Source organism: Planococcus sp. APC 3906, assembly GCF_030407685.1.
GTDB lineage: Bacteria > Bacillota > Bacilli > Bacillales_A > Planococcaceae > Planococcus > Planococcus koreensis.
In genome coordinates, this window is the sequence record NZ_JASDCW010000030.1 from 16982 (window position 1) to 38910 (window position 21929).

The following is a 21929-nucleotide window of genomic DNA, read 5'->3' on the forward strand; positions in this document are numbered from 1 at the left end:
AAAGCGCACCGGCATAAACCGGCGCGCTTTTCATGGCTTTATTGAATTTTACGCTTTTGGTGCGCCGACATCGTAACCTGCGTCTTCGATTGCTTCAGTGATCTGGTCCACAGAAACTGCCGATTTATCGTATGCAACAGCCACTGATGCATTTTCCAAAGAAACATCCACTTTATCTACACCAGCCAAAGCGGAAACGTTTTTCTCGACACGCCCCACACAATGCTGGCAGGTCATGCCGCTTACTGGTAATGTGATTTGTTCTGTCATTATTAACTCCTCCTTGGATTTAATGCTTGAGAGAATGTGTCAAACACTCTATTTCTGTCTTCATATTAACATTTGCACGTTGAAAAATGAAACAATTAACAATTTATTCACAATGTCATCAAAATGAAAAGTTTAAAAGCTGGCAAAGATGGTATTATATACGTAGACACAGAAAAGTCAAATATTTAGCGGTTACATACGAAACTAGAAATGATGCAAAACGTCAATAACAGTATGAATAATATAAAGAGGTGATCTGGATGGCGAAAGACGTAGAAGTTCGCAAAATCGTTTCAAATTTATCGAAACTGGGAATCCACGCCAAAATCACAAAATCACGTGTGGAGTTATTGAAGGCGCTGGCTTTGCCGCAAAATCCGCAAATCCAATAATCCATTAAAAAACTCCGGCGCCGATGCGCCGGAGTTTTTTAATCTGCTTCTTTATCGTTGCCGAACATGTAGTTCCGGTGATGGAATTTCATGCTGAAGACAATGCCGAGTGCGAGCATATTCCCGATCAGCGAGCTTCCTCCGTAGCTGATGAACGGAAGCGGAATGCCGGTGATCGGCAGGAGCTGGATCGTCATGCCGATGTTCTGGAATACATGGAATGTAATCATCGCGATGATTCCAGCGCATACGTACGTACTGAAGACATCTTTCAATTGCAGCGTGATTTTTGTCAAATGGTAGATGAGCATGAAAAACAGGATGATGACAGCGCTGGCTCCTACAAAGCCGAAGTCTTCCGAAATGACCGTAAAGATGAAGTCGGTATGGTTTTCCGGCACGTAGACTTGGCGCCCTTGATAGCCTTTGCCGAACACTTCTCCGGAACCGATGGCGTTCATGGCGGCTATCAGGTTATACCCGCCTGATTCTGCATAGGCGTAAGGATCGAGCCATGTATAGATCCGTTCGAACATATAGGGTTTCAAGCCGAAATTGTCGGACAGGAAAGCCTGCATATTGACAGCCATCCACAACAGGCTGCCGCCGATTACCGCAACGCCGCCAAAGCTCGGTGCGATGATTTTCCAGGAAATGCCGGAAACGACCGTCAACGCGAGTGTAATGGCGATGAATACGAGCGACGTCCCTAAATCAGGCTGCAGCAGGATGAATCCAAGTGGAACGCTTAACATCAATGCGATTTTGCCGAGCAGCATGAAATCAGTCTGCAGCGATTTTAGGGGATGCTTCTCGTGATGGGAAGAAATCATCTTCGCCAGCGCGAGTATATAGAAGGTTTTCATGAATTCAGCCGGCTGCAGATTGAAAAAAGGCAGATGGAACCAAGCTTTTGCACCGTTTACCGATTCCGCAATCTGGCCGGGGCCATCAGGGGAAATCATCAGCACGATGAGGAGAAAAATGCCGAAGGCGTATAAATAATAAGCCATCTTTTTAAATTGCTCTGAATCAAAATACATCAGCACGCCAATCATGGTAATGGAAATTATGTAGAAAATCCCTTGGCGCGGCACAAAATTCGTCAAATATTGTCCGGATGTCTGAGCCGAAGAAATGGCGATCAAGCTGACCACAAAGAATAGGAATAAGATAAAAGCGAGCGACCAATCGATGCGATCAGCAATGCTCTTGTTTGTTTGCATCTGAGTTCACCTGTACTTTTTTAGATTGAGAGTCGGTTAATATTATAGCGCATCCACAGAAAATATGCCTATACCAAAAGTAATGACGAAAATAGAGCTATGATGTTTCATATTTTAAAAGATTGGTCGTATAATGAAAAAAGGAGATTGGAGTGGGGGACATGGTCAAAAAACCGTTGAACGCGGATTATTATATACAGCATTTATACATTTATTTGAACGAAGCTGATCGATTCGCTATTTTCAGCGGTCTTACCTTCGCGCAATTTCTGGATGCCATGAAAATGCCGAAGAACCTCTTGCTGCTGAAACACAGTTATGATGATGCCTCTTTCAATATGCATACATATTTGGAGTTTGTCGCACAGGAAGAATTTACACAGCTTCGCAAAGGCTTGGGCAATAAGAAAAGTGAGTTTTGCTGGATCGATTTCAAAAATGAAAAGCAGCTGAATTCGCTGACTCCCCAGGAACAAGCTGAACTTCTCTATATTGGCCATAAAAAAGAAGCGGTACGGCCGCCTTTTTACGCCGCTTTACAAAACGAATTCGTCTACCTGTCGAGCGAAGAAGAGCAGACGACCAAAATTTATTTCCGCTCGTTGGAGCGGCTGAACGAATTAGTAGGCAATTATTTCACTCAAGTAATCCGCAGAGAAGCGAATGGCCAAAACTTTTGGCGGCGCAAATCCAAAGACTTGATACCGGAATTGCCGCTGGAACTTTTGAATACGCTCAAAAATGATTACCGTGAAGGTGTCTTGATTTCACTTGCGGATCCGGAAAAAACGAAGAATACCATCGAACTGCACATCCGTTCGGTTGAAGAAATTTCGTTTCTTGATGAGTTTTGGTCGGATATTCAAGGGTACATCAAACAGGATGTCGACCGCAAAATCGTCTTCGACCGCAAATTGAAGCAATGGAAGTAATGCTTGGTACTAAGCATTGCTTCTTTTTTTTGCATCCGGCCGGAAAAAATTTTTCGTCTACAGCAGTTCGTGATAAACTAATCATTATGAAAAAAGAAATCCATAGGGAAAGCGCCAAGGTGCCCAACAACTGGACAATAGCGGAGGTTTACTGATGAAGAAAAAGATCGGTTTATTATATGGAGGCAAGTCGGCAGAGCATGAAGTATCGCTCTCCACTGCACGTGCGGTTACAAAAGCTTTGAATTTCGGGAAATACGAAGTATATCCGATTTATATAACGCAAGAAGGGGAATGGAGAAAAGGAGCCTTGCTCGAAGGGCCGGTTGATTCGATTGAACAACTCCAAATCGGCCAGGAGGCATCCACCCCGAATGATATATCCGGCTTCTTGCCGGCGGAAAGCGGACAAAGCCTCGATGTGATCATCCCGCTTCTGCATGGACCGAACGGAGAAGACGGCACGGTGCAGGGTTTGCTTGAAGTGATGAACTTGCCTTACGTCGGCAATGGTGTACTGGCTTCGTCTGCAGGCATGGACAAAGTGGTCATGAAGCAATTATTTGAAATTGCTGGATTGAACCAGACGCCATATGTCTATTTCATCCGCAGCGAATGGCAGCAGAACCAAGATGCATTAGTGGAGCGCATTGCCACTGAATTGCAATGGCCGGTTTTCGTTAAACCCGCAAACTTAGGGTCGAGCGTCGGCATCAGCAAAGCGGACAACAAAGAAGAATTGGCTGCAGCAGTGGAAGAGGCATTGAAATTCGACCGCAAAATCGTCGTCGAACAAGGTGTGGCGGCGCGTGAAATTGAAATCGGCGTCCTCGGAAACGACCACCCGGAATGCTCAGTTGCAGGCGAGATCAAGCCGCTAAAAGCGTTCTACGATTACCAAGCCAAGTACAAAGATGGCAATACCGCAATGATCATTCCCGCTGAACTGCCGGAAAGCGTTTATGCGGAATTGGTGGAATCTGCGAAAAAAGCATTTAAAATATTGGACTGCTCTGGACTCGTCCGTGCGGATTTCTTCGTTACCGCAGACAATGAAATTCTGATTAATGAAGTCAATACATTGCCAGGATTTACGCCATACAGCATGTTCCCGCTATTATGGGAAAATACGGGGCTTGCTTATCCGGATTTGATTGAGCGTCTGATTGATTTGGCGATTGAGCGCTATGACGATAAACAGATACTGCAAGTAAAAATAGATTGAGTGGAGACCTTATATGAAAAAGAAGATTGAGCAATTAGCCGAATGGCTGGACATAAAAACGAACTTTAAAGGCGTCGTTGTGACAGGGGTTTCAATCAATACGAGAACATTGAAACCGGGCGATCTGTTTGTGCCGTTCCGCGGAGAAAATGTCAATGGGCATCAATATGTCCGCCAGGCTTTCGAAGCGGGAGCAGCCGCGAGCCTTTGGCAGCGCGATGAGCCGAATCCGCCGAAAGACGTCCCGCTCTTGATCGTCGATGACTGCAAACTTGCGCTGCAGGAAATGGCGCGGTCTTACCGCAATGAATTGTCGACGATGGTCATCGGCATCACCGGCTCCAACGGCAAAACATCCACCAAAGACTTGGTGGCAAGCGTATTGAAACCCTATTTCAAGGTGCAGAAAACGCAAGGCAACCTGAATAATGAACTAGGCTTGCCGTTGACCATTTTGTCGCTCGATGAAGATACGAAGTTCGCTGTCCTTGAAATGGGCATGAGCGGCTTTGGGGAAATTGAATTTTTATCCCGATTGGCACGTCCGGACTACGCCATCATCACCAATATCGGCGAAGCCCATATGCAAGACCTCGGTTCGCGCGAAGGCATCGCCCAGGCCAAGTTTGAAATCACCGCTGGCATGGCGAGCCATGGCAAGCTTTTTTATGATGGTGATGAGCCCTTGCTCTTGCCGTTTGTTGAGGAGTTTCCGCAGGCGGTTTCGTTCGGCTTCGGCGAAAACAACGAATTGGCTGTCACGAACATCAAAGCGACTGAAAATGGCAGCAGCTTTTTAGTCAGCGGCATCATTGACGCAGCATTCACGATTCCAGTCCTTGGTGAACACCAGGTCAAGAACACGTTAGCGGCCATTTTGGTGGCGCTTGAAGCGGGGCTGACTGAAGAAGAAATTCGCCGGTCCTTAAAAAACGCGGCATTGACGGATATGCGCATGCAAATCATCCAAGCGGACAACGGCGCGACGTTCATCAATGACGCTTATAATGCAGCGCCTTCTTCGATGGGGGCCGCATTGAACTTCCTGCGGGAGACGACGATGAAAGAAGATAAATGGCTAGTGCTTGGCGATATGCTGGAACTTGGCGACAATGAGCAGCGATATCACGAAGACATGGCGAAATTGATCTCCGACGAGATTTCGGGTGTCTGCCTGTTTGGCCCGCGCATGAAGTGGCTGCGCGACAAACTCGCGATTTCGTTTTCGGGTGAAGTGATTTGGAGCGAAAATGATTATGCGCCGATCATCGAATTTCTGAAAGAACGCATCTCATCGGATTCCATCATCCTGGTAAAAGGCTCACGCGGCATGGCGCTTGAAAAGGTCATTGAACCGTTCACGGCAAATTGAATTGGAGGTGAACGGTTTGAAAACTGGCGTCTTGTGCATCCACGGATTTACGGGCGGCCCGTATGAAGTTCAGCCGTTCGCTGATTTTCTAAAGAAACAGACGGATTGGAACATCTCGATCCCGACGCTTCCGGGGCATGGCGATACGCTTGCGTTGAAAAATATGACAGCGGACAGCTGGCTGATGGAAGCGGAATTGGCTCTGCGCGAATTGAAGAAATCTTCCGACCGGATCATCATTGTCGGGTTTTCCATGGGTGGGTTGATTGCGATGTATTTGGCGATGCGTTATAAAATCGATCGCCTTGTGTTGTTAAGCGCAGCGGCCAAATACATTAGCCCGCTGCAATTAATAGAGGAAGTCAAAGGTGCGTTGTCAGATGCCAGAAAAAGGCGCTTGGCGGAAAATGAGTTTTACCAGCGCTATCAATACAAACTCGTCAATACACCGATGCTGTCGACTCGGGAATTTTTAAAAGTCGTCAAGCTGGTCGAACCGTATTACAAGAACATCCACATTCCTGCATGCATTGTGCAGGGGATGAAGGATGGGGTGGTGCCAGTATCGGCTGCGGACTTCATCTATGACAATATCGCTTCTGAAGATAAACAGATCATCCGGTCGGAAACCGGGAAGCATATGATCTGCTATAGCGAGGATTGCGAGGATTGGTTCATCCGGGTTTTGGTATTTATGAAGAAAGGCGAGAGTAAACTGATTATTGGAACCTTTGCGTATTGATTGCAAGTACTTATTAACCGTGTTATTCTATTGAAAGCAATGGATACATTTTTGAGACACTCTTCCCTGTGAAGAGTATTTTTTTGAGCAAAACGGTTTGTTCTACTTATAGGGCATCAAAACCCGCCGATCAGACCGCTCGGCAACGCCCGAGCTTTTTCTGTTCACACATCCCCTCTGACTTAAAACTACAGAGTATGATTTTCGACGTGAAACTTCCTCATAAAGGCTCGACTTTGTCACGATTTCATCTAAAAATGTACACCATTTGTAAATAAGATGAAGACAAAAGGAGATTAAAAAATTGGTAAAATTTTCAGAATTAAATCTTAGCGAAACAACTTTAAAGTCCGTACGACGCATGGGGTTTGAAGAAGCAACACCAATCCAAGAAGGTACAATCCGTTTAGGTATGGAAGGCAAGGACATTATCGGCCAAGCACAGACTGGTACTGGTAAAACAACTGCATTCGGTATTCCGTTGATTGAAAAAATCGACACCAAAGACGGCAATGTCCAAGGATTGATCATTGCGCCAACTCGCGAATTAGCAATCCAGGTTTCAGAAGAGTTGTACAGACTGGGCCAAGATAAAAACGTGCGCATCCTTTCAGTATACGGTGGCCAAGAAATCAGCCGCCAAATCCGTGCACTTAAAAACCGCCCACAAATCATCGTTGGTACACCAGGACGCCTTTTGGACCATATCAACCGCCGTACGCTTAAATTGGACAATGTAAACACATTGATCCTGGACGAAGCTGACGAAATGTTGAACATGGGCTTCATTGAAGACATCCAAACAATCATGTCAAGCGTGCCAGATACTCGCCAAACATTGTTGTTCTCAGCAACTATGCCGGATGCAATCCGCCGCATTGCAGAGAAATTCATGAAGACTCCAGAAATCGTTAAAATCAAATCAAAAGAAATGACTGTTGAGAACATTGAGCAGTTCTTCGTTAAATCGGTAGAACGCGAAAAATTCGATATCCTTTCACGTCTTTTGAACGTTCAGCAGCCAGAATTGGCAATCGTCTTCGGCCGCACAAAACGCCGGGTTGATGAATTGTCTCATGCTTTGAATATCCGCGGCTATGTAGCTGAAGGAATTCACGGCGATTTGAGCCAAGCGAAACGTATGTCTGTCTTGAAGCAATTCAAAGCAGGTAAAGTCGACATTCTAGTTGCAACTGACGTAGCAGCTCGCGGACTTGATATCTCAGGCGTATCACACGTATACAACTTTGATATTCCACAAGATCCTGAAAGCTATGTTCACCGCATCGGCCGTACTGGCCGTGCAGGTAAAAAAGGAGTCGCAGTCACGTTTGTAACACCACGTGAAATGGGCTACTTGGGCATCGTTGAACGTACAACGAAGAAAAAAATGGAAGCTTTGATTCCGCCGACTGCTGATGAAGCCGTACTAGGCCAAAAACGCGTTGCGATGGAACAATTGCAAGAAATGACTGAGAAAAACAACTTGGGCGACTACCGCGAACTAGCGGCAGAAATGCTTGAGAAGTTTGACGCTGTCGATTTGATTGCAGCTTCCCTTAAAACAATGACGAAAGAACCGGAAGATACGCCAGTATCAATTTCGGAAGAACGCCCATTGCCATCCCGCGGAGGCGGAGGTTATAAAGGCAAAGGCGGACGCAGCAGTGGTGGCGGAGGCTATAAAGGCAGCCGTTCAACTGGATCAGGCCGTCCATCTTCAAGCCGTTCAGGCACTGGAGCTGGTGGTTCTGGCGCAACAAGACGCCGTGAAGGCAGCACAAGCGGCGGAGGACGTCCAGGACGCACTCGCCGTCACGAATCTTAAGAAGTAAAGCGTAAGTGCTGGTTCAGCACTGGAGCTATATCATAAGAAAAGTGTAAGCTAAAATACAAGGTGGATGCGAAAACAGGAAACTGTTTTCGCATCCACCTTTTTTGCGCTTTCAAACTGATGTACAATGGACTGAAACGCATCAACACATGAATCGTATAGTAAGAGAGAGAAGCAAGAATGGGGTGCAGCAGGTGAACAATCAACCAAAAAATCAAATTTCAAGAAAAGGGCTGACGGTTTGGCGGCTCTACGGATCTATCGAAACACTCGTCATCGCTTTAGTGGCGGCAGGTGCAGGAGCGATGACTTATTTCTTTGACTGGCCAAACTGGCTATATGCTCTTTACGCGGGTATTATTGTGCTTTTCGGATTTTTGCTGATTTATCTGTTTCCGAAAATTCGCTGGGAGCGCTGGCGCTATGAGGTGCGGGAGCAAGAAATCGAATTGCAGCACGGTTTGTTTATCGTCCGCCGCACGTTGGTGCCGATGGTTCGTGTGCAGCATGTCGACACGGCACAAGGCCCTATTTTAAGAAAGTATAATTTGGCTGAAATTTCCATTTCAACTGCGGCAACTGTCCACACGATTCCTGCATTGATCACAGAAGAGGCGGATGAGTTGAGAGCGAGAATTTCGGTTTTGGCAAGGGTGGCGGAAGATGATGTCTGAAATGCGTTATAAACTTCACCCGCTGTCTGCGTTTTTAAACTTCATCAAAGCCTTGAAAGAATTGATTGTGCCTTTTATTGTCATATTCGGTGTGAATTTATTCAGAGATGGCGGCGTTTCGGGGATGTTCAATCAGGGATGGCAGGGGATGATCCCGTTTTTGGTTGGGATTGTCGTCGTGCTGTTCATGCTGGTAGCCGGCATCATCAAGTGGAAGCGTTTCGTCTATTGGTTTGAAGATGGAGAATTGCGCATCGAGTATGGTTTGTTCGTAAAGAAAAAACGCTATATCCCTTTTGATAGAATCCAAAGCTTGAATTACACCGAAGGCATTTTCCATCGGCTGTTCGGGTTGGTCAAAGTGAAGGTGGAAACAGCAGGATCCGGCAAAGTGGGGGAATCGGAAGCAGTTTTAACTGCGATTAACCGCGAAGACGCTGATCGCATTGCAAGCAAGATGGAAGAAGCAAAGAGGGGTTTTCACCACCATGCGCTAAATGATGGAGAAGTGGTAACGGCTCCAGTGGAAATACCGGAGAAACAAGAGGCTCGCGTATTTTATCGCATGACACTTAAAGAATTGATGATTTTGGCGACGACATCAAGCGGCATTGGTGTGGTGTTATCGGCTGTTGCGGTTTTCCTGTCGCAGTTTTCGGATTTGATTCCGTACGAAGCGCTTTACGAAGAAGTTATGCAGTTCTTGCGTTTCGGCTATTTGATTGCCGCGTTGGTGATTTTTGTGGTGCTGGCGATTGCCTGGGTCATTTCTGTATTCCTGACGATTTTCGCGAATTACCAGTTCACCATTCAAGCGGACGAGGACAATATCTACATCACGCGCGGTTTGCTGGAGAAAAAGAAAATTTCCGTGCCGTTCAAGCGGGTGCAGGGAATCAAAATTTCCCAGAATCCTTTGCGTGAATGGTTCGGCTATGCAACGGTGACCGTTGAAAGTGCAGGTGGGTCACTGGGGGATAAAGAAGAGAAAATCCGCCTGTTTCCGCTCGCGAAAAAGTCGGTGATGCTGCCGGTGCTGTCGGAATTGTTCCCGGAAACGGAATGGGAGCCAAAGCTTACCGGTGCACCAAAGCGCAGCGTCCGCTTTTTCTATCGGCTCGATTTCTTTTGGATGGCGCCGTTCATTGCGGCTATAAGTTATTTCTTTTATCCGTACGGGCTTGTGAGCCTGTTGCTGGTGCCGGTCGTTATGCTGCTTGGCATATGGCAGCACCGGACGGTTGGCTATGCATTGGCCGGACGGCAGTTAACGATGCAATTCCGCGGTTTCAGCAAACATTCCTTCTATTTAATGAAGCGGCGTGTACAGGCAATCGATATTACGCAAAGCTATTTCCAGCGGCGCAAGCAACTGGCTTCAATTGAGGCGACGATCAAATCCGGAATGATGGGCGCTTCTGCGCGCATCAATCATATGGATACAGGCGATGCAGAACGCATCATGGCCTGGTACGAGCCATCAAGCCGGCCGCTGCCTGAAGATGAAAAAAGTCAGCCGGAATATTTCTCCGGCTGACTTTTATTTTTTCGTTTTCCAGCTGACAATCCTTTTCGGATGGAAATAGCTTAATCCGACCAGGAAACCGGTAATCATTCCTGCGATGTGCGCAGTAGCATTGATGCCCGGCGTCAGGAATGTCATTACTATACTTATCACAATGATTGGCAGTATAATTTGTCTCAATTGAGGCAATGCGCGTCGTCCGTAATACAGCAATGCAGCGAAAGCCCCGAGAATTCCGAAAATCGCACCGCTTGCACCGACGTGCAAGTAGTTCAGCGGCTCAAGGAAGTAAGTTGCGACGGTACCGAAAAGCCCTGCCAATCCATAAACGGTCAAGAACCGGACTTTGCCGGTCAGCTTTTCAAGCTCCGGGCCGAACAGGAATAACGAAAACATATTGAACAATAAATGCATCATGCCGCCGTGGAGGAACATTGGTGTGATGAACCGCCACCATTCACCTTGGGAAATTGCCAAATTGTAGCCGACCCCATAATCGAAAATCAGGTCGCCGATGACTGGAAGCCATCCCAGTAAGTAAATTAAAATGTTGATGGCAAGCAAGGTGGATACAACAGGATACATACGCAAATACTGCGAAAAACTTTCTGTGCGGATAAACATGTAGTCACCTCTTTTTCATACATGTTATTATACCTTTTTAAGGTTTGCGATTGAAAGGAGAAACATTTATGATTATTGGAATCGGTCTGGATATCGTCGAACTTGGGCGCATCCGGAGAATAGATGCCAAGTCGCCCAAGCTGCGCGAACGGGTTTTGACGGCGCGGGAACTTGCTGAATATGAAGCCTTATCAAGCGCGCGGAAAACTGAATTTCTGGCTGGCCGTTTCGCTGCGAAAGAAGCGTTCGGGAAAGCCAATGGGACGGGCATCGGTGCATCCTGTTCTTTTCAGGATATTGAAATCCGCAAAGACGAAAAAGGAAAGCCCTGCTTATTTTATCAGCAGCAGGAAACCGGGTTGGTTTCGATCACCCACACAAAAGAATACGCTGCGGCACAAGTTCTTTTGCAATCTTAATCAATCGGGGTGAGAGCATGACGGAAAATTATCGGCCGACAAAAGCGGTCATCGATTTAGGCGCAATCGAAAAAAACCTGGCTTCATTTAAAAAAGGGCTCGGCGATACGGAAATAATGGCGGTCGTAAAAGCGGATGCATACGGGCACGGCGTATTGGAAGTGGCGCGCCGGGCAGTGGATACGGGCATCAAACTATTGGCGGTAGCGACACCGGACGAAGCATTGTTTTTGCGGAACAACGGATTTCAAGAAAAACTCCTTGTAATGGGGGCATCGCCGGCATCGTTCGTGCCGGTAGCCCAGCAAGAAGAAATCGCCCTGGCAGCTATTTCATTGGAGTGGCTGGACTTAGCTTCACAGGCCCAGAATCCGGAGTATCTTCCATTAAAAGTCCATTTGAAGATTGATACGGGCATGCGCCGTGTTGGCGTAGATGCAGCGGAGGCGGAAACGGCGATAGCGGAAATTCGCCGCCATTCGATGGCATTTGAAGGCATCTTCACCCATTTTGCTACCGCCGATGAGGAATCCGGAGAGCTGTTCGAGCGGCAAGTCAAGCGCATGAAAGAAATTATCGGCCTGCTCGATGACCCTGAAGTACTGGTTCATGTATCGAATAGCGCGGCTTCTCTTATGCATCCAGACCTTGCTTATGGTGCAGTGCGGGTCGGAATTTCGATGTACGGAATCGCTCCTTCTGCCTACGTGGAAGAAAAAATGCCCTTCTCTTTAGTCCCAGCCATGAGCCTGGAAACGGAAATTGTCCATATCAAAAAGGTGAAGGCCGGAGAAGCCATCAGCTATGGCGGCACTTATTGCTGCGAAGAAGATGAATGGATCGCGACGCTTCCAATCGGCTATGCTGACGGCATGCTGCGTGGCCTCCAAGGACAGGACGTGCTGGTGAGAGGGGAACGGGCGCAAATCGTCGGGCGCATCTGCATGGACCAGTGCATGATCCGCGTCCCTGAAAAATTGCCGATTGGCGAGAAAGTCCAGTTGTTCGGAAAGCAAGGCGAAAAGGAAATTCGCATCAATGAATGGGCAGATAAATTGGGCACGATTCCTTATGAAATCCCCTGTATTTTAACAAAAAGAGTCCCGAGAATGTATGTTTGAAAGCCCGAAATCCCAACAATGTCTTTTCAGCGTCCGTTTAAGATGTTAAGATGAAAAGGTGAGGCAAGAAAGAACGGTATTTTTCGGAGGTGTAGGGCTGTGTACGAGAAATCGAAGCCAAGAGAAGTGGTAGTGAAACTGCCTAAACAATTGATGTCAGAGCTGACAACACATTCAGATGAACGGTTTCAGGAGCGCGGCGACTATGTTTACGTTTCCACCCAAAGGGTAACCAAAAATATATACGATTCACATCATATTCGAGAAGCAATGATCAAAGGCTACGTGGAGATGTCACAAATCAATTTATCCATCGCTTGTGAATGTTCTCACGCGGAGTACGAAGCGGAGCACACGACCGTGCGACTCGTAAGCGGAGGTTGACAATTTGATTGTAAAACGTGGAGACGTTTTTTTTGCAGAATTATCTCCAGTGGTCGGGTCTGAGCAAGGTGGGACCCGGCCGGTGCTGGTTATACAAAATGATATAGGGAATCGTTTCAGCCCCACGGTGATTATTGCAGCGATAACGGCGCAGATCCAGAAAGCGAAATTGCCGACTCACGTTGAGATCAATGCCAAGAAATATGGCTTTGAGCGTGATTCGGTCATCTTGCTTGAACAATTGCGTACGATCGATAAATCCCGTTTGACTGATAAAATTACCCAGCTCGATGAAGCGTTGATGGAAAAAGTTGACGAGGCACTGGAGATCAGTGTTGGTCTTGTTAAGTTCTAATCATACATACTCCGAAAACACCTGAAAGTTCATTCTTCCAGGTGTTTTTTCTATTATCCCTTAAGAATCTGGAAGCTTGGCGACAAAAAAGATGTGAAAAAAACTTTTTTCCGATACAATAAAAGATAGATTATCTAAAATGCAACTGGATGTGTTCGCTGCATGGAAATTCAGGGAGGTTTACGGCAGAAAATGAATAAGCAAATGGCTGGATATATTCAAGAAAATAACACTGAAATAATTACTAAATGGCAGGAACTTATGAAAAACGAAAAAAATGATCGTTCTTTCCAAGTGATGCCGACGGATTTGATGAACCAGACAAGCAAGGAATTCGCGGATCTGATGTTGTCGAATCTTTTAGAGAGCCACCAGGCTTATGAAACGCGCTTGAACGATTTCGCGGAAAAAGTAGTACGCCTTGGCTGGTCGATGACGTTTGTCACAAAAGCAATCGACCATTTCTCGGAAGTCGTGTTTGAAGGCATGGAAGATGCTGGATTAATTACGCAGGAAAACTTCCGTGGATTTTTCAAAGAGTTCAATAACTGGATCATCCCGATCCGTGACAGCACGGTCGCTGCTTATTCGAAAACGTGGGAGCGCACTGTAAGCTTGCAAAAAATCGCTTTGCAGGAATTGTCGGCATCGTTGATTCCTGTATTTGAAAAAGTGTCGGTCATGCCGCTTGTCGGAACGATCGATACCGAACGCGCACGCCTGATTATGGAGAACTTGCTTGAAGGCGTAGTGAAGCACCGTGCAGAAGTGGTCCTGCTGGACATCACTGGTGTACCGGTAGTGGATACGATGGTAGCGCACCATATCATTCAGGCTGCGGACGCTGTGCGTTTAGTCGGTGCGAAATGCATGTTAGTGGGAATACGGCCTGAAATTGCCCAAACGATTGTGACGCTGGGCATTAATTTGAATGAGTTTACGACTACAAGCACGTTGCAGCGTGGTGTAGAACAAGCACTTGCTTGGACTAATCGCAAAATCGTGGAGGTTGATGAACAATGAATTTTCGGATTCCGATTTTAAAATTAAGAGATACATTAATCGTTTCGATCCAATGGGAGCTGGATGATCAAACTGCTATCCAATTCCAGGAAGATCTATTGAATAAATTGCACGAAACAAGCGCGCGTGGAGTCGTGATTGATTTAACTTCTGTTGATTTCATCGATTCGTTTATCGCAAAAGTCTTAGGGGACGTCATTAGCATGTCAAGCCTAATGGGAGCGCGAGTGGTTATTACCGGTATTCAACCAGCAGTGGCTATCACTTTGATCGAGTTAGGAATTCGACTTGAAGATGTTATGACAGCCCTGGATCTAGAAAATGGGCTGGATAAACTTCAACTGGAATTGGAGGCTTAATAATGAGCAACCAGTCTTCGGTGGAGATTTTAACGGAATGGGATATTGTTGCAGCACGACAGCTCGGGCGCAATGTTGCAAAAGAGCTGGGTTTTGGCACGGTCGATCAAGCGCGTATCACGACGGCGATCAGCGAGCTTGCCCGCAATATTTATTTATACGCTGGCCAAGGGAGAATTGAAATTCAGCAATTGATGGAAAATGGCATCAAGGGAATTTTGATCATCGCTGCCGACCAGGGGCCCGGAATTCCCGACATCCGTAAAGTGATGGAAGATGGATTTTCTACTTCTGGAGGGTTAGGTGCAGGATTGCCAGGCGTTAAACGATTAATGGATGAATTTAAGATTGAAACGATCCCGGGAGAAGGGACAGACATAAGAGCTACGAAATGGCTTCGATAGGGGGGGCACATATGGTCCACAAAATCGAAAATCAATACAAAGAAATTTTAAATCAATACATGCAGCGCCAGTCGGAACAGAATTTGTATGTCGGCCAGAATTTCAGCCGGCAGCTTATTTCTGAAAACATTTCTCCGGAAGAAGTCATCAGCGTCCATAAGGCGGCAATGCAGGAAATTTATAAAGACTTGCCTGAAGTGGTATGGCATTCTTTTGATTTCCTGGTTGAAATGATGATTAACTATGGCCTTGCTTTGCAGGAGCGCCAAAGCCTCTTGCAGCGGCAGGAAGAAATCAGAGTAGAAATGGACCTGGCGGCGAATGTCCAGGAGACGTTGCTGAAAACGAAATTGCCTACTTTGGATGGTTTGGATATTGGTCTGTTGTCAATTCCCGCACGGAAGATGAACGGCGACTACATATATTTCATCAGCGACGCTGAAGGCCATGCCGGAATCGCCGTTGCAGATGTTATCGGCAAAGGGCTGCCGGCCGCCCTTTGCATGTCCATGGTCAAATTCGGCATGGATAGCCTTAATCATTCACCTGCAAACCCTTCCGAGGTTTTGGGTGTCATTAATCGGGTCGTTGAGAAGAGCATCGACGATTCGATGTTTGTTTCCATGTTCTATGGCAGGTACGACGCGGCAAGCGCGCAAATGACCTATGGTTCTGCAGGGCATGAGCCGGCGATTTTGTATCGTGCGAAAACCAATGATTTCAGTGAGTTGTATGCCAAAGGCCTTTTGCTGGGTGTGTCACCTGCTGCGACATATGAAGAGCATACAGTCCAGCTTGAAGAAAATGACATGGTTATCATGATGACGGACGGCGTGACAGAAGGCCGGACCGATCAAGGGTTCATTGAGCGCGAAGTCATTTTTAAAATGATTGAAGAGAAAAAGGATGAACCGGCTCAAGTCATTGTCCAGTATGTTTATGACGCTCTGGAGCGCATGCAGAATGCTGTGCTGTCGGACGACTTTACACTGGTGATTTATAAAAAAGTCTGAAGTAGGTTTAAAAACTGCCGTTAGGTGGTATTTAGACTTACGATGGCTTTTTTAATTTTAATGAAATTTTGATAAAACAGGGGTGTCTTAATAGATGAATATTCAAGTTGAACTAGAAGAAACAAACAATACATTAACAGGTTTTATCCGCGGCGAAATCGATGCGCACACAGCGCCGGTTCTCCGTGAAAAATTGGAAATGCACCACCATAAAGAAGGTTTGAATGCAGTGTTGGATCTTTCCGACGTTGATTATATGGATAGTACTGGATTAGGGGTTTTCGTTGCATTCTATAAGTCAGTAAATGCTAAAGGCGGACATGTGAAGCTGAAAGGCCTCTCAACACGTTTGAAACGTTTATTCGACATTACTGGTTTGGGCGAGATCATGGACATCGAATCAGTTGGAAAAGGTGGTAATTGATATGCGTCCTTTCGATTATGTTGAAATGAGAGTGCCGGCAAAATCGCAATATGTCGGAGTGGCCCGTTTGACGATTTCGGGATTAGCTAGCCGTATCGGTTTTACGTTCGACGATATTGAAGATTTAAAAATCGCGTCAAGTGAAGCGGTGACAAATGCAGTGCAGCACGCTTATTCTGAAGGTGAAGAAGGCGAAGTTGTTATTGGCTGTGCACTATACGGCGATAAGATTGAGATTATGGTAGCTGACCATGGACAAAGTTTCAATTTTGAAGAAACAAAGGCGAAAGTAGGTCCATATCACGATCAAGAGGAAGGGGCTTTTCTTCGCGAAGGAGGTCTTGGCCTTTACTTGATCGAAACTTTGATGGATGAAGTAAAAGTCCATCATCAGGAAGGCGTCACGGTCTTCATGACTAAGTATGTTGGAGGAGAGCAGGTGGAAGAGGATGTCGAAACGATCTCATCCTAATCAGCCGACCAAAGAGCAGGTGCTTGAATGGATCGAGGCTTATCAACAAACGGAAGATGAAGAAGCTCAGACAATGCTTGTGATGAACTACAAGCGGTTGGTGGAATCGATAGCGCGCAAATATTCAAATGGCAAGTCTTACCATGAAGATATTGCACAAGTCGGGATGCTGGGTCTCCTCGGAGCAATTCGCCGTTACGATCCGTCATTCGGAAGAAGCTTCGAAGCTTTCGCAGTGCCGACAATCATCGGTGAAATCAAGCGCTTTCTGCGTGATAAAACGTGGGCGATCCATGTTCCACGCCGTATCAAAGAGCTTGGACCCCGCATCAAGTCAACTGTCGAAGTTCTGACCCGGGAACTTCAGCGTTCTCCGCAAGTGTGGGAAATCGCAGAATACCTGGATGTCGATGAAGACGATGTGCTTGAAGCAATGGAGATGGGCAAGAGCTATCAGGCTTTGTCTATGGACCATTCACTTGAAGCGGATTCCGATGGCAGTACTGTGACTTTATTTGACGTTGTCGGGCAAGAAGACGATGGATATGAAAAAGCGGATCAGCGCATGCTTGTAGCGAATGCGATGAATGTGCTTTCTGAACGGGAAAAGCAGATCATCCAGTATACCTACATAGAGCAGCTAAGCCAAAAAGAAACCGGTGATAAGCTGGGGATTTCTCAAATGCATGTGTCTCGTCTGCAGCGTAAAGCGATCAAAAAACTGCAAGAAGCCATTTTGGCTGCCGGTGGAGTGTCCTAGTGGAAACGATAAAACACCATTACGTTGAGGCCTGTATTTTCAATGAAGCAAAACATGGTAATTATGAATCCGGCGACAGCTACCATACTGTGCTGACGGACGATTATTTCATTTGCTCAGTAGCCGACGGACTAGGGAATGGCCCAGTGGCGCGTGAATCGTCGCAGGTCATTCCGCAAATTCTGGAGCAGTATCATCACGAATCGATCGATTCCCTTATGGGGCGTTTCAATGATTTGATGGTGCAAAAAAGAGGCGCTGCTGTTGCGATTTTTAAAGTGGACTTCAAAAAGAAGACCTTGGAATACACTTGCGTGGGAAATATCCGATTTTACTTATACCGCAAAGGGACGGATGAAATGATTTATCCATTGCCGGTAATGGGGTATTTATCAGGACGCCCACAGAAATTGCGCACGCAACTCTACACGTACGTGGAAGATGACTTATTCCTCATCCATTCTGATGGAGTGGAATTGCGGAATCCAAAAGTGATGATGAGACGGGCAGGGATGCCTGAGCGTCTTTATTACGATATTCTCCGTGAAATCAAAACAGGCGACGACGCCACGTTTATAGCAGGAAGCCTCCTCAAATGAGAAGGCTTCTTTTTTGTGTGATAAAATAAGAAAAGCGGAGGCGCCTGTTTAGGTTCGACAGGCGTAAGACAGACCGGCCAAGCGGTGCTTTTTGCCGCTTAGCCGGGATGGCTTACGACCCGAGAACCTGGGCGCCGGAGCTGGACAGTAGAAAAGCGGAGGCGCCTGTTGTGCCCCGACAAGCGCTGGAAGTCTTTCCGGTCATGGCGCTTTTGCCATGGTCGGAAAGGCTGAAGCGACCTCGAGGGGCAAGGCGCCGGAGCTGGACAAAAGAAAAGCGGAGGCGCCTGTTTAGGTGCTATAAGCTGATTGATTTTAACCGTTTCAAGGAAATGAAGGAGAGTGGTTTTGTGGACATGCAGAAAATTCATGCGTTGATTGCAAAAGAAACTAGCGTTCGCGCAGATCAGGTCAAACAAGTTATCGGGTTATTAGACGACGGCAATACAGTTCCGTTTATAGCGCGTTACCGCAAAGAAGCTACTGGTTCGCTTGATGAAGTGCAGATTAAATCGATTGAAGACCGTTATACATACATACAGAACCTGGAGCAGCGGAAAGTGGAAGTGATCCGTTCAATCGCTGAACAGGAAAAAATGACAGATGAGCTGGAGAAGGCGATTCAAGCGGCAACGGTATTGCAGCGTTTGGAAGACCTTTATCGGCCATATAAGCAAAAACGCCGCACGAAAGCGACAATCGCGAAAGAGAAGGGGCTTCAGCCATTTGCGGATTGGCTCTTGTCAGCATCAAATGGCGATGTCTTGAAAAAGGCCGCTGAATTTGTCGATGCAGAAACCGGAGTAGCCACTGCGGATGAAGCGATTCAAGGTGCACAGGACATACTGGCGGAATTATTCGCGGATGATCCGGATATCCGGGAAAAGGCACGTTACATGACGCGCAAAGATGGCAAGATTTTAACGGCCGCCAAAAAGAACCATGAAGACGAGAAGCAGGTCTTCGAAATGTATTACGATTACGAAGAAGCGATCAGCAAAATCGTGCCGCACCGCATTTTGGCAATCAACCGCGGGGAAAAGGAAGACGTTCTTCGTGTTTCGATCCAGCCGCCGACGGACCGAATTATGGCGTTGATGAAAAATAAATGGATTAAATCGAGCGTCCCGTCTTCAGAATTCGTGGCTCAGGCGATCGAAGACGGCTATAAACGTTTGATACAGCCTTCAGTCGAACGCGAAATTCGAACCGAACTCAGCGAAAAAGGCGAAACGCAAGCAATCCATATCTTTTCAGAGAACTTGCGGAATCTCTTGTTGCAGCCGCCGATGAAAAACAGAATGGTGCTTGGTGTAGATCCGGCTTACCGCACCGGCTGCAAACTGGCGGTCATTGATGAAACGGGCAAGTTATTGGAAGTTGCGGTCATTTACCCGCATGCTCCAAAAAATGACCAAGCAGGAGCAAAGCGGACGATGAAGGCTCTCGTATCGAAATATCCGATTCAGATCATGGCGATTGGCAACGGTACGGCTTCGCGTGAAACGGAACAATTTGTTGCGGACTTTCTCGCGGAAACGGACGCGGACATTTCCTACGTCATCGTCAATGAAGCAGGGGCGAGCGTTTATTCCGCATCTGAAGTAGCACGTACGGAGTTCCCGAATCTCCAGGTCGAAGAACGTAGCGCCGCATCCATTGCGCGCCGCTTGCAGGATCCGTTATCCGAATTGGTGAAAATCGATCCGAAAGCGGTAGGCGTCGGGCAATACCAGCACGATGTCTCCCAGAAAAAGCTGGCGGATCAATTGACGTTCGTCGTGGAAACAGCGGTCAACCAGGTTGGCGTCAACGTCAACTCGGCTTCTGCTTCTTTATTGCAATATGTTGCTGGCCTCAGCAAGACGGTTGCTGAAAATGTCATCAAGGTGCGGGACGAGAACGGCCGATTTACATCACGTGCCCAATTGAAGAAGATTCCGCGCTTGGGCGCGAAAACGTATGAACAAGCCATTGGATTTCTGCGGATTCCCGAAGGCAAGAACCCTCTGGACGCCACTGGCATCCATCCGGAGAGTTACGCTGTAGCGGAAAAACTGCTGGAATTGGTGGGAGCGGGCAAGAATGAAGTCGGCACACCGGCGACAGCGGAGAAATTGTCTGCGCTTCAGCTGGCAGAGCTGAGCGAGAAATGGGGCGTTGGGGAAATCACGCTGCAGGATATTCTGGATGCGCTGAAAAAGCCGAACCGTGATCCGCGTGATGAATTCCCGCAGCCTTTATTGAAAAACGATATCTTGAAGATGGAAGACTTGTTGCCGGGCATGGAAGTCCAAGGAACTGTGCGGAACGTTGTCGATTTCGGCGCATTTGTCGACATCGGCGTGAAGCAGGATGGGCTCGTCCATATTTCGAAATTGAAAAAAGGCTTCGTCAAGCATCCGCTTGATGTAGTCGCTGTCGGCGATATCGTCACCGCTTGGGTCGAGAAAGTCGAGAAAGACAAAGGGCGCATCGCCTTGACGATGCTGCAGCCAAAAGATCAGACAGAATAATACATTACAGCAAAAAAGAGCCGGTCAATTGACGGCTCTTTCTTGCTGATTTTTTATAAAAGCTGTGCTATGCTCGGTAACATTCAGATGCAAGAGAAACGCAGGACGAACACATCACGATTTTTAATAAGGAGTTAGCCATGACCAATCAGGAACTGACCGAGCTGATCAAAGAAATCTCCAATGACTTTTTCCACAAGCCTTTCCGCCATGAGGGAGTTTTCAATTCGCGTTTGCGCACCACAGGCGGCAGGTATTTATTGCGTTCCCATAATATCGAAATCAATCCTAAGTCATATGAAAAATTCGGCTATGCCGAACTGGAAGGCATCATAAAACATGAGTTGTGCCATTACCACCTCCATTTGGAAGGGCGCGGCTATAAGCATCGGGATGCGGACTTCCGGGAATTGCTTAAGCAGACCGGAGCACCGCGGTTTTGTTCGGCGGTCGTGCCACGGGCGAATCAGCGGACGGGCAAACGCTATATTTATGAATGCATAGCGTGCAGCACGGAGTACCAGCGCAAAATACGGATGAATGTCGAGCGTTACCGCTGCGGCAAGTGCTCCGGGAAACTGGCGATGAAATAATGCCGGATTGCTGCGGCTCATTTAGGAATCCGGTATCGAGCTTGCGGGTTCCGGAACCTGATTTGGCGATTTTAATTCCGCCAGATTGAGCCGAGCACAGCCGACAATTAAGGGCTGAAAAAGATATAGGAAAATAAGTGTTGACGATTCCTGAAAGCCTCTTTATAATAGAAAAAGTCGACAAGTACTTAAACAGCACTTGGCAGCACTATTCCGAAGTAGCTCAGTGGTAGAGCACCGCACTGTTAATGCGATGGTCGTAGGTTCGAGTCCTACCTTCGGAGCCATTCGGCCCCTTGGTCAAGCGGTTAAGACACCGCCCTTTCACGGCGGTAACACGGGTTCGAATCCCGTAGGGGTCATTTCTTTTATACATAAGCAATCGAGTGGGTAAGAGAAGCAACATCGAAACAAGCGTAAGAGAAAAAGTGTTCCTATATTATTGTCGCGGGTGGAGCAACAAGCCGTACGAAGACGGCGCAGTAACATCGAAGCAGGCGAAGCCGATGCAGATGTCCATGAAGCAGCAAGCGTAAGAGAAACAAGTTACTACTATATTATTGTCGCGGGGTGGAGCAACGAGCCGTACGAAGACGGCGAAGTAACACCGAAGCAGGCGCAAGCCGATGCAGGTGTCCATTACGAAACAAGCGTAAGTGAAACAAAGAACT

Annotated in this window: 26 protein-coding genes and 2 tRNA genes; 25 read left to right on the forward strand and 3 right to left on the reverse strand. The window is 47.0% G+C overall.

Annotation, left to right across the window (positions count from 1 at the left end):
* Nucleotides 1-48 precede the first annotated feature (48 nt).
* Nucleotides 49-270, reverse strand: coding sequence for a copper chaperone CopZ (gene copZ, locus QMA09_RS14495; RefSeq protein ID WP_135504971.1), 222 nt, complete (start codon nucleotides 268-270; stop codon nucleotides 49-51).
* A gap of 260 nt (nucleotides 271-530) precedes the next feature.
* Between copZ and QMA09_RS14500 the strand changes: the two genes are divergently transcribed.
* Nucleotides 531-662: an Lmo0850 family protein gene (locus QMA09_RS14500; RefSeq protein ID WP_277751548.1), complete on the forward strand. Its 132-nt coding sequence runs from the start codon at nucleotides 531-533 to the stop codon at nucleotides 660-662.
* 38 nt (nucleotides 663-700) lie between these two features.
* Here the strand turns inward: QMA09_RS14500 and QMA09_RS14505 are convergent, their stop codons facing one another.
* Nucleotides 701-1888: an FtsW/RodA/SpoVE family cell cycle protein gene (locus QMA09_RS14505; RefSeq protein ID WP_135504973.1), complete on the reverse strand. Its 1188-nt coding sequence runs from the start codon at nucleotides 1886-1888 to the stop codon at nucleotides 701-703.
* A 161-nt stretch (nucleotides 1889-2049) separates the two neighbouring features.
* Between QMA09_RS14505 and QMA09_RS14510 the strand changes: the two genes are divergently transcribed.
* The 7 genes from QMA09_RS14510 (at nucleotide 2050) to QMA09_RS14540 (ending at nucleotide 10204) form a co-directional block, all read left to right on the forward strand.
* A complete protein-coding gene (locus QMA09_RS14510) occupies nucleotides 2050-2820 on the forward strand; it encodes a hypothetical protein (RefSeq protein WP_135504974.1) in 771 nt (256 codons plus the stop codon).
* A 154-nt stretch (nucleotides 2821-2974) separates the two neighbouring features.
* Nucleotides 2975-4045, forward strand: a complete 1071-nt coding sequence (locus QMA09_RS14515) for a D-alanine--D-alanine ligase (RefSeq protein WP_290213609.1) — start codon at nucleotides 2975-2977, stop codon at nucleotides 4043-4045.
* A 13-nt stretch (nucleotides 4046-4058) separates the two neighbouring features.
* The gene (locus QMA09_RS14520) at nucleotides 4059-5417 is read left to right on the forward strand and encodes a UDP-N-acetylmuramoyl-tripeptide--D-alanyl-D-alanine ligase (RefSeq protein ID WP_290213610.1); all 1359 of its coding nucleotides are present in this window, start codon (nucleotides 4059-4061) and stop codon (nucleotides 5415-5417) included.
* A 16-nt stretch (nucleotides 5418-5433) separates the two neighbouring features.
* A complete protein-coding gene (locus QMA09_RS14525) occupies nucleotides 5434-6159 on the forward strand; it encodes an alpha/beta hydrolase (protein WP_290213611.1) in 726 nt (241 codons plus the stop codon).
* A gap of 304 nt (nucleotides 6160-6463) precedes the next feature.
* On the forward strand, nucleotides 6464-7987 hold the full coding sequence (gene cshA, locus QMA09_RS14530) for a degradosome RNA helicase CshA (protein ID WP_290213612.1): 1524 nt from the start codon (nucleotides 6464-6466) through the stop codon (nucleotides 7985-7987).
* Nucleotides 7988-8187: 200 nt separating this feature from the next.
* Nucleotides 8188-8667, forward strand: a complete 480-nt coding sequence (locus QMA09_RS14535; protein WP_135504984.1) for a PH domain-containing protein — start codon at nucleotides 8188-8190, stop codon at nucleotides 8665-8667.
* Nucleotides 8657-10204, forward strand: coding sequence for a PH domain-containing protein (locus QMA09_RS14540; protein ID WP_356779535.1), 1548 nt, complete (start codon nucleotides 8657-8659; stop codon nucleotides 10202-10204). The genes QMA09_RS14535 and QMA09_RS14540 overlap by 11 nt, the downstream gene beginning before the upstream one ends.
* Nucleotides 10205-10207: 3 nt before the next feature.
* Here the strand turns inward: QMA09_RS14540 and QMA09_RS14545 are convergent, their stop codons facing one another.
* The gene (locus tag QMA09_RS14545; RefSeq protein WP_135504986.1) at nucleotides 10208-10816 is read right to left on the reverse strand and encodes a rhomboid family intramembrane serine protease; all 609 of its coding nucleotides are present in this window, start codon (nucleotides 10814-10816) and stop codon (nucleotides 10208-10210) included.
* A gap of 68 nt (nucleotides 10817-10884) precedes the next feature.
* Here QMA09_RS14545 and acpS point away from each other — a divergent pair, with 68 nt between their 5' ends.
* From acpS to QMA09_RS14625, 17 genes are all read left to right on the forward strand, one after another.
* On the forward strand, nucleotides 10885-11235 hold the full coding sequence (gene acpS / locus QMA09_RS14550) for a holo-ACP synthase (protein WP_290213613.1): 351 nt from the start codon (nucleotides 10885-10887) through the stop codon (nucleotides 11233-11235).
* A 17-nt stretch (nucleotides 11236-11252) separates the two neighbouring features.
* On the forward strand, nucleotides 11253-12356 hold the full coding sequence (gene alr, locus QMA09_RS14555) for an alanine racemase (RefSeq protein WP_290213614.1): 1104 nt from the start codon (nucleotides 11253-11255) through the stop codon (nucleotides 12354-12356).
* A 99-nt stretch (nucleotides 12357-12455) separates the two neighbouring features.
* Complete coding sequence (locus QMA09_RS17205; RefSeq protein ID WP_135504991.1) at nucleotides 12456-12740, forward strand: transcriptional regulator; 285 nt, start codon at nucleotides 12456-12458, stop codon at nucleotides 12738-12740.
* A 4-nt stretch (nucleotides 12741-12744) separates the two neighbouring features.
* Nucleotides 12745-13095, forward strand: coding sequence for a type II toxin-antitoxin system PemK/MazF family toxin (locus QMA09_RS14560; RefSeq protein WP_135504993.1), 351 nt, complete (start codon nucleotides 12745-12747; stop codon nucleotides 13093-13095).
* Between the two features lie 192 nt (nucleotides 13096-13287).
* Nucleotides 13288-14118: an RsbT co-antagonist protein RsbRA gene (locus QMA09_RS14565; RefSeq protein WP_135504995.1), complete on the forward strand. Its 831-nt coding sequence runs from the start codon at nucleotides 13288-13290 to the stop codon at nucleotides 14116-14118.
* Entirely contained in the window at nucleotides 14115-14477 is a 363-nt protein-coding gene (locus tag QMA09_RS14570; protein WP_106534565.1) for an STAS domain-containing protein, read from the forward strand. The genes QMA09_RS14565 and QMA09_RS14570 overlap by 4 nt, the downstream gene beginning before the upstream one ends.
* A 2-nt stretch (nucleotides 14478-14479) precedes the next feature.
* Entirely contained in the window at nucleotides 14480-14881 is a 402-nt protein-coding gene (locus QMA09_RS14575) for an anti-sigma regulatory factor (protein WP_135504997.1), read from the forward strand.
* Nucleotides 14882-14892: 11 nt separating this feature from the next.
* Nucleotides 14893-15894, forward strand: a complete 1002-nt coding sequence (locus QMA09_RS14580; RefSeq protein WP_290213615.1) for a PP2C family protein-serine/threonine phosphatase — start codon at nucleotides 14893-14895, stop codon at nucleotides 15892-15894.
* A 94-nt stretch (nucleotides 15895-15988) separates the two neighbouring features.
* Nucleotides 15989-16318, forward strand: coding sequence for an anti-sigma factor antagonist (locus tag QMA09_RS14585; protein WP_135505001.1), 330 nt, complete (start codon nucleotides 15989-15991; stop codon nucleotides 16316-16318).
* Nucleotide 16319: 1 nt separating this feature from the next.
* Nucleotides 16320-16790 carry an anti-sigma B factor RsbW gene (gene rsbW / locus QMA09_RS14590; RefSeq protein WP_135505003.1) on the forward strand — a complete coding sequence of 157 codons (471 nt, stop codon included), beginning with the start codon at nucleotides 16320-16322 and terminating at the stop codon, nucleotides 16788-16790.
* Complete coding sequence (gene sigB, locus QMA09_RS14595; RefSeq protein ID WP_135505005.1) at nucleotides 16768-17550, forward strand: RNA polymerase sigma factor SigB; 783 nt, start codon at nucleotides 16768-16770, stop codon at nucleotides 17548-17550. Before rsbW ends, sigB begins: the two co-directional genes overlap by 23 nt.
* Nucleotides 17550-18149, forward strand: coding sequence for a PP2C family serine/threonine-protein phosphatase (locus QMA09_RS14600; protein ID WP_290213616.1), 600 nt, complete (start codon nucleotides 17550-17552; stop codon nucleotides 18147-18149). The genes sigB and QMA09_RS14600 overlap by 1 nt, the downstream gene beginning before the upstream one ends.
* Before the next feature lie 350 nt (nucleotides 18150-18499).
* The gene (locus QMA09_RS14605; protein ID WP_290213617.1) at nucleotides 18500-20665 is read left to right on the forward strand and encodes a Tex family protein; all 2166 of its coding nucleotides are present in this window, start codon (nucleotides 18500-18502) and stop codon (nucleotides 20663-20665) included.
* A gap of 140 nt (nucleotides 20666-20805) precedes the next feature.
* Nucleotides 20806-21258 carry a SprT family protein gene (locus QMA09_RS14610; RefSeq protein WP_135505011.1) on the forward strand — a complete coding sequence of 151 codons (453 nt, stop codon included), beginning with the start codon at nucleotides 20806-20808 and terminating at the stop codon, nucleotides 21256-21258.
* A gap of 212 nt (nucleotides 21259-21470) precedes the next feature.
* Nucleotides 21471-21545, forward strand: a tRNA-Asn gene (locus QMA09_RS14615).
* A gap of 3 nt (nucleotides 21546-21548) precedes the next feature.
* Nucleotides 21549-21620: transfer RNA gene (locus tag QMA09_RS14620), tRNA-Glu, on the forward strand.
* An 80-nt stretch (nucleotides 21621-21700) separates the two neighbouring features.
* Nucleotides 21701-21929: hypothetical protein (locus QMA09_RS14625; RefSeq protein WP_290213618.1), on the forward strand; the 229-nt coding region annotated here is incomplete at its 3' end.

Coding starts and splice junctions, on each gene's coding strand:
- copZ (WP_135504971.1), bottom strand. CDS start 270: ATGACAGAACAAATCACATTACCAGTAAGCGGCATGACCTGCCAGCAT.
- QMA09_RS14500 (WP_277751548.1), top strand. CDS start 531: ATGGCGAAAGACGTAGAAGTTCGCAAAATCGTTTCAAATTTATCGAAA.
- QMA09_RS14505 (WP_135504973.1), bottom strand. CDS start 1,888: ATGCAAACAAACAAGAGCATTGCTGATCGCATCGATTGGTCGCTCGCT.
- QMA09_RS14510 (WP_135504974.1), top strand. CDS start 2,050: ATGGTCAAAAAACCGTTGAACGCGGATTATTATATACAGCATTTATAC.
- QMA09_RS14515 (WP_290213609.1), top strand. CDS start 2,975: ATGAAGAAAAAGATCGGTTTATTATATGGAGGCAAGTCGGCAGAGCAT.
- QMA09_RS14520 (WP_290213610.1), top strand. CDS start 4,059: ATGAAAAAGAAGATTGAGCAATTAGCCGAATGGCTGGACATAAAAACG.
- QMA09_RS14540 (WP_356779535.1), top strand. CDS start 8,657: ATGATGTCTGAAATGCGTTATAAACTTCACCCGCTGTCTGCGTTTTTA.
- QMA09_RS14545 (WP_135504986.1), bottom strand. CDS start 10,816: ATGTTTATCCGCACAGAAAGTTTTTCGCAGTATTTGCGTATGTATCCT.
- acpS (WP_290213613.1), top strand. CDS start 10,885: ATGATTATTGGAATCGGTCTGGATATCGTCGAACTTGGGCGCATCCGG.
- alr (WP_290213614.1), top strand. CDS start 11,253: ATGACGGAAAATTATCGGCCGACAAAAGCGGTCATCGATTTAGGCGCA.
- QMA09_RS14565 (WP_135504995.1), top strand. CDS start 13,288: ATGAATAAGCAAATGGCTGGATATATTCAAGAAAATAACACTGAAATA.
- QMA09_RS14570 (WP_106534565.1), top strand. CDS start 14,115: ATGAATTTTCGGATTCCGATTTTAAAATTAAGAGATACATTAATCGTT.
- QMA09_RS14575 (WP_135504997.1), top strand. CDS start 14,480: ATGAGCAACCAGTCTTCGGTGGAGATTTTAACGGAATGGGATATTGTT.
- QMA09_RS14580 (WP_290213615.1), top strand. CDS start 14,893: ATGGTCCACAAAATCGAAAATCAATACAAAGAAATTTTAAATCAATAC.
- QMA09_RS14585 (WP_135505001.1), top strand. CDS start 15,989: ATGAATATTCAAGTTGAACTAGAAGAAACAAACAATACATTAACAGGT.
- rsbW (WP_135505003.1), top strand. CDS start 16,320: ATGCGTCCTTTCGATTATGTTGAAATGAGAGTGCCGGCAAAATCGCAA.
- sigB (WP_135505005.1), top strand. CDS start 16,768: ATGTCGAAACGATCTCATCCTAATCAGCCGACCAAAGAGCAGGTGCTT.
- QMA09_RS14610 (WP_135505011.1), top strand. CDS start 20,806: ATGACCAATCAGGAACTGACCGAGCTGATCAAAGAAATCTCCAATGAC.